11 protein-coding genes and 1 pseudogene are annotated in these 11,388 nt (G+C 42.0%); all 12 read left to right on the forward strand.

The genetic code is table 11. The features are described from left to right. Window positions 1–157: 157 nt before the first annotated feature. The 12 genes and pseudogenes from NT178_06220 to rpoN all read left to right on the forward strand — a co-directional run bounded on the left by NT178_06220 (window position 158) and on the right by rpoN (window position 11,276). Window positions 158–280: a hypothetical protein gene (locus NT178_06220; GenBank protein ID MCX5812125.1), complete on the forward strand. Its 123-nt coding sequence runs from the start codon at window positions 158–160 to the stop codon at window positions 278–280. 45 nt (window positions 281–325) lie between these two features. Next, a complete protein-coding gene (locus tag NT178_06225; GenBank protein MCX5812126.1) occupies window positions 326–700 on the forward strand; it encodes a hypothetical protein in 375 nt (124 codons plus the stop codon). Between the two features lie 13 nt (window positions 701–713). Continuing rightward, window positions 714–902 carry a hypothetical protein gene (locus NT178_06230; protein MCX5812127.1) on the forward strand — a complete coding sequence of 63 codons (189 nt, stop codon included), beginning with the start codon at window positions 714–716 and terminating at the stop codon, window positions 900–902. A 26-nt stretch (window positions 903–928) separates the two neighbouring features. Beyond that, on the forward strand, window positions 929–2,113 hold the full coding sequence (locus NT178_06235) for an aminotransferase class I/II-fold pyridoxal phosphate-dependent enzyme (GenBank protein MCX5812128.1): 1,185 nt from the start codon (window positions 929–931) through the stop codon (window positions 2,111–2,113). Next, entirely contained in the window at window positions 2,110–3,402 is a 1,293-nt protein-coding gene (locus tag NT178_06240; GenBank protein ID MCX5812129.1) for a homoserine dehydrogenase, read from the forward strand. The genes NT178_06235 and NT178_06240 overlap by 4 nt, the downstream gene beginning before the upstream one ends. 74 nt (window positions 3,403–3,476) lie before the next feature. Further along, window positions 3,477–4,667, forward strand: a complete 1,191-nt coding sequence (locus tag NT178_06245; GenBank protein MCX5812130.1) for a cofactor-independent phosphoglycerate mutase — start codon at window positions 3,477–3,479, stop codon at window positions 4,665–4,667. Then, window positions 4,664–6,313: pseudogene (locus NT178_06250) on the forward strand (CTP synthase). Before NT178_06245 ends, NT178_06250 begins: the two are co-directional and overlap by 4 nt. Further along, window positions 6,298–7,110 carry a 3-deoxy-8-phosphooctulonate synthase gene (kdsA, locus tag NT178_06255; GenBank protein MCX5812131.1) on the forward strand — a complete coding sequence of 271 codons (813 nt, stop codon included), beginning with the start codon at window positions 6,298–6,300 and terminating at the stop codon, window positions 7,108–7,110. Before NT178_06250 ends, kdsA begins: the two are co-directional and overlap by 16 nt. A gap of 90 nt (window positions 7,111–7,200) precedes the next feature. Next, on the forward strand, window positions 7,201–8,178 hold the full coding sequence (locus NT178_06260) for a KpsF/GutQ family sugar-phosphate isomerase (GenBank protein MCX5812132.1): 978 nt from the start codon (window positions 7,201–7,203) through the stop codon (window positions 8,176–8,178). A 101-nt stretch (window positions 8,179–8,279) separates the two neighbouring features. Then, window positions 8,280–9,191: an LPS export ABC transporter periplasmic protein LptC gene (lptC, locus tag NT178_06265; GenBank protein MCX5812133.1), complete on the forward strand. Its 912-nt coding sequence runs from the start codon at window positions 8,280–8,282 to the stop codon at window positions 9,189–9,191. Next, a complete protein-coding gene (gene lptB / locus NT178_06270; GenBank protein MCX5812134.1) occupies window positions 9,191–9,934 on the forward strand; it encodes an LPS export ABC transporter ATP-binding protein in 744 nt (247 codons plus the stop codon). Before lptC ends, lptB begins: the two co-directional genes overlap by 1 nt. Continuing rightward, window positions 9,921–11,276: an RNA polymerase factor sigma-54 gene (rpoN, locus tag NT178_06275; GenBank protein ID MCX5812135.1), complete on the forward strand. Its 1,356-nt coding sequence runs from the start codon at window positions 9,921–9,923 to the stop codon at window positions 11,274–11,276. The genes lptB and rpoN overlap by 14 nt, the downstream gene beginning before the upstream one ends. Window positions 11,277–11,388: the final 112 nt, after the last annotated feature.

Below are 11,388 nucleotides of genomic sequence, written 5' to 3' on the forward strand. Positions count from 1 at the left end.
AATTATTGAAGCAGGTAAGGAATTGGGGGACACCATAGCCCTTCAACTCACAGAGAACCTCCAGCGGGAAGACTTAAATCCTATTGACCAGGCAAAAGGGATTCTTGCATATATTCAGGCAAAACATCCTGAGAAGGGGTAAGATGTGGAGGGGGTGATGAGCGAATTAGTGAAGGTCATGCGTGCACCGGATTATGCCTCAGAAGATTTTTTATTCACATTGAATAAAACTTCTGAAATCTCTGCAAAGTCTTATCCTACCTTGTTTCGCACGATTTAACTTTTAAAACTTTCTCCTGAGATTCAGGCGGCAATTGTCCCTCCGTTGTCGGGATTAAACCGTACAGCAGGAAACCTCCCCGTTTCTCAGGGGTATCTCTTTGACGCAAACCTTGATTGCCCGGATCTTAAGAATATATTCGATGCTATCATAAAGACACCGGTAACAAATGCCACATTGGAAAGAATGCTCACCGCATACAAAAAAGTAAACCCTGACCAGAATAATACAAAATCCTTATCCGTGAAGAAACAGGTTAAAGACCTTGTATCCATGAAGACAACCTTTGAGAAAAGCCTTGCAACGTATATAAGAGAAGACGTTGAAAATTTCCTTTATGAACTGCAAGTGTTCTGTAATTATGTCCAACAACAGGTGCCCAAGATCCCATATGGTAAGAAAAGATCCCCACAAGTGTAAAGGACCGTGAAGCGTGAAGCCCCCGCAAGCGAGGACAGGCGCAGAAGAAACTGACGTGAAGCGTGAAGAGTTAAAAGATAAAGACCATAAAACAGGAAAAACGAAATATGGCTTTTACGAGATAAACTTCACGAGATATGGGATATGGTTTTTTAGAGATAAAAATCAGGTGATGGATTTAGGTTTAGGTATTGATTGTTAATATTTTATATGGTAATTTTCATCTAAATGGACGAATTTTATAGAATATCAAGATTACCACCTTACGGGCTCGGCATTGTAAGAGACCTCATGATAGAAGCCAGAAGAAACAATGAGGATATCATAGACCTCGGCATGGGTAATCCGGATATGACTACTCCAAAGCATATTGTCTCAAAGCTCATTGAGGCTGCAAGAAACGGAAAAAACCACAGGTATTCTGTAACAAAAGGTATCTACAAATTGCGGGTGGCAATTGCCAAATGGTACAAGAGGAAATACGATATAGATGTTGACCCGGAAGACGAGATTGTTGTCACCATGGGTGCCAAAGAAGGCATAGGGCACCTTGTCCTTGCTACGATCAGTCAAGGAGAAGTGGTGTTTGTACCGGATCCGAGCTATCCCATTCATACATACTCTGTAATTATTGCGGGCGGTGATTTAAGGACTATCCCGATCCTCCCGAAGGAAGAATTCTTTGACAGACTTAGTATGGCAGTAAAGACAACCTGGCCTCAGCCGAAGATGTTGATTATCAGTTTTCCCAATAACCCGACTACCGAAATTGTTGAAATTGATTTCTTTGAAAAGATAGTTGCCTTTGCAAAAGAATATAACCTTATGATAGTCCATGATCTGGCTTATGCAGACATAGTATTTGACGGCTATCAAGCACCGAGTTTTTTACAGATTGAAGGAGCAAAGGATGTGGGGGTAGAATTTTTCTCTCTTTCAAAAAGTTACAACATGCCGGGATGGAGGGTTGGGTTCGCCGTTGGAAACAGAAGGATGATCTCTGCCCTCGGCAGGATCAAGAGTTATTTTGACTATGGTATGTTCCAGCCAATTCAGATTGCTTCAATCATAGCCTTGAACGAAGGTGATGAAGATGTACTGGAAATTGTTGAAAAATACCGGAAAAGGAGAAATGTTCTCTGCGATGGGCTGACCCGTTACGGATGGAAAGTGGACAGGCCAAAGGCAACAATGTTTGTCTGGGCAAAAATTCCCGATGAGTTTGTATCAATGGGTTCTCTGGAATTTTCAAAACTTCTGCTGAAGGAAGCCAAAGTAGCTGTTTCCCCGGGCATTGGATTCGGAGAATACGGAGAAGGTTATGTACGGTTTGCCCTTGTAGAAAACGAGCATAGAACCAGACAGGCAGTAAAAGGCATCAAAAATCTGTTGTATACCTCAAGCAAGAAATGATAGGCATCGGCATCATAGGTCTCGGAACTGTCGGCGTCGGTACATACAAAATCCTCACAGAACACAATTCCCTGTTAAAAGAACGGACAGGGTTGGATATAAAGATTGTCAGGATCGCAGATATTGATCTCAAAAGGAATAGGGGCATAAAGATAGATAGAGGCATCCTTACAAAAGATGCCTACGAGGTTATAGAAGACAAAAATGTGGATATTGTTGTTGAGCTTATGGGGGGGATAACCCCTGCTTATGAATACATTACCTCTGCCATAAAACATAAAAAACGAATTGTAACTGCCAATAAAGCGCTTCTTGCCGAAAGAGGGGATGAGATATTCGATCTTGCCGAAAGAGAGGGTTGCGAGATAGGCTTAGAAGCAAGCGTCTGCGGCGGCATCCCGGTGATAAGGGCAATACGGGACGGTCTTGTAGGGAACAGAATTTCTTACATCCTCGGTATCCTAAACGGCACGAGCAACTACATCCTCACAGAGATGACCGAAAAAGGGGTGAGCTTTGCCGACGCGCTGAAGGATGCCCAGAAACTGGGTTTTGCCGAACAGGATCCTACCCTTGACATTGAAGGTATAGATGCAGCCCATAAATTATCCATCCTGGTGCGCTTGGCTTTTAACTGTCCTATTAAGATGAGTGATATGGTAATGAGTGGAATATCAAAGATTAAGCCGATAGACATAGGTTTTGCAAAAGAATTCGGATACAAGATTAAGCTCCTTGCACTGGCAAAAGAGGAAAATGGTCTCATAGACGCCCGTGTTGAGCCGGCCATGATCCCCATAGGCCATTTAATGAGTAATGTAAACGGGGTTTACAATGCTGTATATGTTGTAGGCGATAGAATAGGCCCAAATCTCTACTATGGAAAAGGGGCCGGCAGTGATCCTACAGGGAGTTCTGTTGTAAGTGATATTGTAGACATGGCGTCGAGGATTAAAGAAAACAGATCAAAGACAAGGGTTCCAAAACAGATCAAAAAAGAGATGAAAATAAGAAAAGGTGAAGATATATCTGTTCCTTATTATATGAGAGTTACTGCACAGGACAGCCCGGGTGTGCTTTCTAAAATTTCCGGAATATTATCGGAATATAATATAAGCATCTCTGCTGTTATACAGAAGGGAAGAGAGGAGAAAGGCTATGTCCCTATCGTGATGCTTACCCACGAAGCAGTAGAAAAAAACCTGAAAGCAGCAAAGGTGAAGATAGATAAACTGCCTTTTATAAAGGGAGAAAGCGTACACATCAGGATCGAGGAAGGACCGGCGTAAGAGCAAAAAACTATAGGTCTTATAAGTCCTATAGGGCCTATAATGATCTTAAAGGTAAAACAAAGACAGGTAAGATGAAATATATAGTTATCATCGGCGATGGTATGGCTGATTTTCCGCTTGACGAGCTTGACGGTAAAACCCCGCTCATGGTTGCAAACAAACCCTATATGGATATGATGGCAAGAGAAGGCGCTTGTGGTAAGGTATTGACTATACCGGAAGGGTTTTCGCCGGGGAGCGATGTGGCATGTATGTCCATATTTGGTTACAATCCTGCAAGATACTATACCGGAAGGGCGCCGATTGAAGCTTCCGGAATGGGCATAAAAATGGAAGAAACAGATGTGGCATTCAGGTGCAACCTTGTTTATCTTAAAGATCTCTCCGGCAGCACCATTATGGGCGATTACAGCGGGGGGCATATAACAACCGATGAAGCAAAAATTATTATAGAGGATTTATGCAGGACAATAGGCGGCAGCGAATTCACATTTTTTCCGGGCGTGAGCTACAGGCATATTATGCTCTGGAAGAACGGTCTCTTTGAAATGGAGACAACGCCGCCTCATGATATTACAGAAAAAGATATTTTATCCTACATCCCGAAAGGAAAAGGTGCAGACAGAATTATCGCTTTAATGAAGGACTCTCAGAAGATATTGCGGGAACACCAGGTGAACAGGAAGAGAGAAGAGGCCGGCAGGTTCCCCGCCAACAGCATATGGCTGTGGGGTCAGGGAAAGAGGTCTCAATTCCCGTTGTTTTTTGAAAAATATGGTTTACGGGGGGCAACTGTTGCTGCAGTAGACCTGATAAAGGGAATAAGCGCCCTCATCGGTTTTAATACTCCCCATGTGGAGGGGGCAACAGGTTATTTAGATACCGATTACAATGCAAAGGCAGCGAAGGCCGTTGAGCTCCTCCAGGATCACGATATAGTATACATCCACATAGAGGCCCCTGATGAAGCGTCCCATAACGGAAATACGGACGAAAAGATAAAAGCCATCGAGCATATTGACAGGGAAGTTGTGGGTAGTATATATGAGAAAACAGGAGAAGAGGTCAAAATTCTTATTGTCACAGATCATGCAACGCCTATCACGATGAAGACACATTATGCATGCCCGGTCCCTTTTGTAATATTTGAGAAAGGCAATAAAGGAAACGGTTGTCCATCAGGGTATGATGAACGTTCGGGTGATTCGGTACTGGACGGCGAAGCATTGATTGAGTACTTCATAAAAGGAAAACAGACATGAGGCAGAAATTTATTTTTGTTACAGGCGGCGTAGTCTCCTCACTTGGTAAAGGTCTTGCCTCTGCATCCATAGGCGCGCTTCTTGAATCGAGAGGGCTTACCGTGATGCTAATGAAATTGGACCCTTATATAAATGTTGATCCTGGTACAATGAGCCCTTTTCAGCATGGAGAAGTTTTTGTTACTGATGATGGGGCGGAAACAGATCTGGATCTGGGCCATTATGAGCGGTTCACAAATGCTGCAGGCTCAAGAAAATGCAACTTTACTACCGGCCAGGTCTATGATACTGTCATTTCAAGGGAGAGAAGGGGTGAATATCTGGGTGGAACCGTTCAGGTCATACCGCATATTACCAACGAAATAAAGCGAAGAATCCTCAACGTGGATGATGGTACGGATGTAGTAATAGTGGAGATCGGCGGTACGGTTGGCGATATCGAAAGCCTGCCCTTTCTTGAAGCGATACGTCAACTTCACAATGAACTGGGCAAGGAAAATTCACTGTTTATACATCTCACGCTGGTGCCTTTAATTAAAACTGCCGACGAGATGAAGACAAAACCGACGCAGCACAGTGTAAAAGAATTGCGGGGAATTGGTATCCAACCTAATATTTTATTGTGCAGGACCGAAGGCGATCTACCGCAGGAGATGAAAGATAAGATTGCACTTTTTTGTAATGTTGAAAAAGATGCGGTTATAATGGCAAAAGATGTAGGCGTAATATATGAAGTTCCTCTGATTTATCACAAGGAAGGACTTGACGAAAAGATAACCAACCTGCTGAATATCTGGTCTAAAAAACCCGACCTTTCTGAATGGGAGCGCATTGTTGATACGATAAAACATCCGGAGCACCAGGTAGTAATTGCAATGGTCGGCAAATACGTCAAGCTTAAAGACTCATACAAGAGTTTGAATGAGGCTCTTGTGCACGGAGGCATAGCAAACAAATGCAGGGTTATTGTCAAGTATGTGGACTCAGAAGAAATTGAGAGAGGTGAGGCGTCTGTGCCGGAAGATGTTGACGGCATACTGGTGCCCGGAGGCTTCGGAGACAGAGGGATCGAAGGCAAGATTGCCGTTATACAATATGCACGTGAACATAAAATTCCTTTTTTCGGTATATGCCTTGGTATGCAGCTTGCCGTTGTTGAAACATGCAGACATCTTGCCGGGTTTACGGATGCCCATAGTACGGAATTTAATGAAAATACAAGTTGTCCTTCTATATATCTTATTGAGGAATGGACAGACAGAGAAAATAAGGTTCAAAAGAGAGACAAAAATTCCGATAAAGGCGGCACCATGAGGCTCGGCGCTTATCCCTGTAAATTAAAACAGTGAAGCCTTGCTCAAATGGCATATAAGCAGGATTTAATCCATGAGAGACACAGACACAGGTATGAATTTAATATGTCTTTTCTGAAACAGATAGAGGAATGTGGCTTATCCGTTACAGGTATATCTCCTGATGAAACGCTTGTTGAGATTGTTGAATTTAAAGATCACCCGTGGTTTTTAGGGTGCCAGTTCCATCCTGAGTTTAAATCCAAACCCTTTAATCCACACCCACTGTTCAGAGATTTTATTAAAGCATCATTAAATTATGGACAAGAAAGACTGAAATGCAAAAACAAGTAAGTATAGGACATATAAGTATAGGACAAAAACCTTTTGTATTTATCGGGGGCCCCTGTGTTATTGAGGGGAGAGACATCACCCTAACAATAGCTGAAAGACTCCTGAAAATAACCGGGGCATTGCATGTGCCTTTTATTTTTAAATCCTCATACGACAAGGCAAACAGAACATCGGTAGGAAGCTTTCGTGGTTTGGGTATAGAAAAAGGATTGGAGATACTCAATGAAGTCAAAGAAACGCTCGGCATACCAATATTAACAGATGTCCACAACGTTGAAGAAGCAGTCATGGCAGCCCGCGTTGTTGATGTTCTCCAGGTCCCGGCGCTTCTTTCGAGACAGACAGATCTGCTTATTGCATGCGCAAAGACGGGGAGGGCTGTAAATATTAAGAAAGGTCAATTCCTGTCTCCCTACGATATACAATATGCCATAGGTAAAGTGGAATCTACCGGAAACCAACAGATATTGATTACCGAGAGAGGAACAAGCTTCGGATATAACACACTGATAAATGACTTCAGATCTATACCAATCATGAAGGAATTCGGATATCCTGTCATATTCGATGCAACCCATAGCGTTCAGAAACCGGGGGCAGCATCGGGCCGTTCGGGCGGGGAAAGAGAATTTATTTTCCCGCTGGCAAGAGCAGCCATTGCTGTCGGGGCTGACGGCATATTTATGGAAGCCCACATTGACCCGTCAAAGGCACTGTGTGATGGTGAAAATTCTATTGCCCTGGATGATCTGCCTGCTATACTGAAAACGTTGAAAAGCATAGAGGAAGCTTTATGATAATTTTGGATTGTCCCTCCTGTGTCAGGATTGAATCTTATGGATTGCGGATTTACCCTTCTTTTACTTCGATTACTCTGAGGCCCAATAATGCCTGAGCACTCACGCATTGTCAAGATCGGAAAAGAAGTATTAGAAAAAGAAGCCAAAGCAATTCTTCAAGTGATGGAAGGACTTGATAATACCTTTGAACAGGCAGTTAATATCATATTTAAATGTACAGGAAGGGTTGTGCTCACGGGTATCGGAAAATCCGGTCTTGTTTGTAAAAAAATTGCCTCTACATTGTCAAGTGTAGGCACGCCTGCTCTATTCCTGCACCCTGCAGACTCGCTCCACGGAGACCTCGGCATGTTGCAAAACGGTGACGTACTGATCGTTGTCAGCAACAGTGGTGAAACGGATGAAGTTATAGGCATACTCCCCTGGATAAAAAGGATGGGTATAACTACACTTGTTATTACCGGTAATGCAGGCTCATCAATAGCGCAATTCGGCGATGTTGTTCTTAATGTTAATGTTGACGAGGCATGTCCCTTCAATGTAGTGCCTACGTCAAGTACCACTGCAACACTCGCGCTGGGCGATGCAATTGCTGTAGCCCTGATAGAAATGCGGGGTTTTAAAATTGAAGATTTTGCCTTCCTGCATCCTGGAGGTACGTTGGGAAGAAAGCTTTTACTCAAGGTGGAAGACCTGATGCATACCGGAGATGCTCTACCTAAAGTATATCAGGATACTCCCATGAAACATGCAATCCTTGAGATCACCTCAAAAAGGCTTGGAGTTGTGGGAGTATACAACAACACAGAAGAGCTTATGGGTATAATAACTGATGGTGACCTGAGAAGGGCGATTGAAAAACATGAGAACATTCTGGAAAAAAAGGCCTTTGATGTGATGACAGGCAACCCGAAAACAATACAAAAGGATTCCCTTGCTGTTTATGCATTGAAAAAGATGGAGGAACTTTCTATAACATCACTTTTCGTTCTGGAGAGAGAGGGTAAAGCAAATCCTGTTGGGATAATCCATATTCACGATCTTTTAAAGGCAAAAATAGTGTGATTATTAAGTCGAAAGATGAGAAGGCAGGAACAAAGGATGGTTAGGTTCTCTTAATCCTTCAATCCTTAAACCTCTAAATTTCAAGGTAGTTATGGTGATAGATGAAACACAGAAAGGTCATTATTTATATAGCTTCAGGGTTTATAATTGCAAGTCTCCTCTTAGCGCTCTATTTCTTCGTTAAAAAACCTTTAAGAATATCTATCCCCGTATTAGATGAAGAAAAAAAGGTTATAGTTTTCAAGGATGTAAAGTATTCCGGAGAGAAAAAGGGGACTATAGACTGGGAGATAATCGCAAAAATTGCGCGAAAATATATTGACAAACCTCTTATAGAAATGGAAGACCTTGAGGGCAAGTACATGCCGAAGGCGGGCGTCGTTGTTTCTTTCAAAGGCACAAAAGGTACGATGAACACGGAAGAAGAAAAAGGCACCGTTGAGAATGTGGACTTTATATATAAAAACAGTTACAGGCTTAAAAGCAGGTACATGGATTTTGATTTCAGGAAAGGTCTTACGTATACGAATGCACCCGTGGATGTTCAAGGTACTAAACTGACCCTCAGGGGTGTGGGATTAACCGCCAATACAGAAGAAGAAACCGTAAGAATAGAAAGAGATGTTACGGGATACATAGAAACCGATAAAGGCAAATACAGGTTTGAGTCTGACAGACTTACATACACCATGAAAGACAATGCATATATCCTGGAGGGCAAAGTCATCATGAAGGGTCAGGATATAAACCTGCTGTGCGATAAGCTCTATCTTCTCAGTAAAGACAATGAATTGGAAAGAATAGATGCAAAAGGGAAGGTGCGGTTGATTTCCAAAGGGACTATTGCGCAAAGTGAGAAGGCGGTATATCATTTCAAAGAAGACAGAGTTGTGTTGACTGAGAGACCAAAAATATTCAAGGACAACGTAGAGATGGAAGGGGAGTCCATTGTATATAACCTTTCCAGCAGAAAGTTTTCTATAAATAAGCCAAAGATGAGAATGGAGAAATAATGCCTGAAATATTAAAACTTTTCACTGAGAATCTCACGAAGTCTTATAATTCACGGAGGGTAGTTGACGAAATCTCCATATATATAAAAACAGGCGAGATAGTCGGGCTGTTCGGCCCGAATGGTGCGGGAAAAACCACTACATTCTACATGATTATAGGGTTTACGAAACCGGACAGCGGCAAGATACTCCTTAACGCTGAAGACATTACTACACTGCCCATGTTTATGAGAGCAAGAAGAGGAATTACCTACCTGCCCCAGGAACCGTCTGTCTTCAAGAAAATGAGCGTTGAGGATAATCTTTTATCCATTCTTGAATTTAACGATATGGCCAGGGAATCAATGGGACATAAAGTAATGGAACTGCTCGAGACATTCAAGCTTGATCATTTATCCAAAAACAACGCCGACTCGCTTTCAGGAGGTGAAAGGAGGAGGCTCGAGATTGCAAGAGCTCTCATGATTTCCCCCAGGTTTATGTTGCTTGATGAGCCTTTTTCCGGCATAGATCCCATATCTGTTTCCGATTTAAAAAAGATCATAAACGGTTTAAAAAAGAAAGATATAGGCATACTTCTATCCGACCATAATGTAAGAGACTCGCTCCCTATTTGTGACAGGGCCTATGTTGTGAATAACGGCAAGGTGCTTCTTGAAGGTACCCCTGAAAGCGTGGCAAGAGATAAAATAGTAAGAGAGGTATATTTAGGCGAGGAGTTCAAAATTGATGTTGGAGCTTAAACAGACCCAGAGACTTCTCCCCGTATTGACCCAGCAGCTTCAGCAGGCAATAAAACTCTTGCAGATGTCACAACTTGAATTGGTTGAGGCGATTGAACAGGAACTCGAAGAAAATCCCATTTTAGAAGCAACCGAGCAAGAGCCTGCAGAAGAACAGGTACAGGAGGAGGAAAACACAGAAGAACTTTTTGAAAGATATACACCTTCAGAGGAGTTTGTCGGCAGGCAGGATAAAGAGTACCCTGACTATGAAAATATTGTAAAAAAGACATATAACCTAAGAGACTATCTGCGGTGGCAGATTGGGCTTTCAATATTTGATTCGAATGAACGCATCGCGTCAGAATGGATTATCGAAAATATTGATGATAATGGATATTTAGCCGACCAGATTTCAGAGATATCAAAAGCATCCGGTTACACAACGGAGTTGCTTGAAGGTGTTCTTAAAAAAATTCAAAAGCTTGACCCGGCAGGGGTTGGCGCGAGAGACCTCAGGGAATCTGTGTTTCTCCAGTATGAGGCAAAGGGGGAAAAGGATCCTGTATTCGAAGATATAATGAAATTATACTTTGATTTGTACCCGAAAGTAAATATTAATGAAATTGCAAAAAAAACCGGGTATGCTCCGGAAAAAATCCAGGATGTTTTCAACAAAATAAAGGAGTTTGACCCGAAGCCGGGAAGAAATTTCGCTGATGATTTTACATCTTATATTGTACCTGATGTTTATGTCGTAAAGGGAGAAGATGGTTTTGAAGTATATTTAAGCGATGACAGCATCCCCGAGCTTAAACTAAACGGTTACTATATAGACCTCTATACAGCCGGCAATGTCAACGGTGAAACAAAAAGATATATAAAGAAAAAACTCAAACAGGCGGAATGGATTATAAAAAGTTTGAAGCAGCGACAAAAAACCATCTTCAACGTTTCAAAAAGCATCGTGAAATTTCAGGAAGCGTTCTTTGAGAGGGGCGTACGATTTTTAAAACCCATGATATTGAAAGATATTGCACAGGACATAGGTGTCCATGAATCCACGGTAAGCCGGATAACAACAAGCAAATATATGAGTACCCAGTTCGGAGTTTTTGAATTAAAGTTCTTCTTTCCCACAGGCATATATCAGGAGGAAGGGGATCAGCTTTCTACAAATATCATAAAGGATTTAATTTTAGAATATATTGAAAAAGAGGATAAGAAAAACCCCTTAACTGATGACGAACTGGTTTCTTTGCTGAAAACGAAACGAGACATAAAAATCGCAAGAAGAACAATAGCAAAATATAGAGAAATACTCAACATAAGCTCTTCACGGCAAAGAAGAGTGCAGGAGTAAATTGGATTGACATGATATACTATATCTGGTAACTTTGTTGCATAAGGTTGGATATGTGCCAACCTTATTTTTAAAAAGAACGGCTATAGACAATCAGCGTTTGGCAACAAAG

It is taken from the genome of Pseudomonadota bacterium (assembly GCA_026388255.1).
Taxonomy (GTDB): Bacteria; Desulfobacterota; Syntrophorhabdia; order Syntrophorhabdales; family Syntrophorhabdaceae; genus JAPLKB01.

Excerpts from the sequence above, each read along its gene's own strand:
- NT178_06220 (MCX5812125.1), top strand. The coding sequence starts at position 158 with ATGAGCGAATTAGTGAAGGTCATGCGTGCACCGGATTATGCCTCAGAA.
- NT178_06235 (MCX5812128.1), top strand. The coding sequence starts at position 929 with ATGGACGAATTTTATAGAATATCAAGATTACCACCTTACGGGCTCGGC.
- NT178_06240 (MCX5812129.1), top strand. The coding sequence starts at position 2,110 with ATGATAGGCATCGGCATCATAGGTCTCGGAACTGTCGGCGTCGGTACA.
- NT178_06245 (MCX5812130.1), top strand. The coding sequence starts at position 3,477 with ATGAAATATATAGTTATCATCGGCGATGGTATGGCTGATTTTCCGCTT.
- kdsA (MCX5812131.1), top strand. The coding sequence starts at position 6,298 with ATGCAAAAACAAGTAAGTATAGGACATATAAGTATAGGACAAAAACCT.
- NT178_06260 (MCX5812132.1), top strand. The coding sequence starts at position 7,201 with ATGCCTGAGCACTCACGCATTGTCAAGATCGGAAAAGAAGTATTAGAA.
- lptC (MCX5812133.1), top strand. The coding sequence starts at position 8,280 with ATGAAACACAGAAAGGTCATTATTTATATAGCTTCAGGGTTTATAATT.
- lptB (MCX5812134.1), top strand. The coding sequence starts at position 9,191 with ATGCCTGAAATATTAAAACTTTTCACTGAGAATCTCACGAAGTCTTAT.
- rpoN (MCX5812135.1), top strand. The coding sequence starts at position 9,921 with ATGTTGGAGCTTAAACAGACCCAGAGACTTCTCCCCGTATTGACCCAG.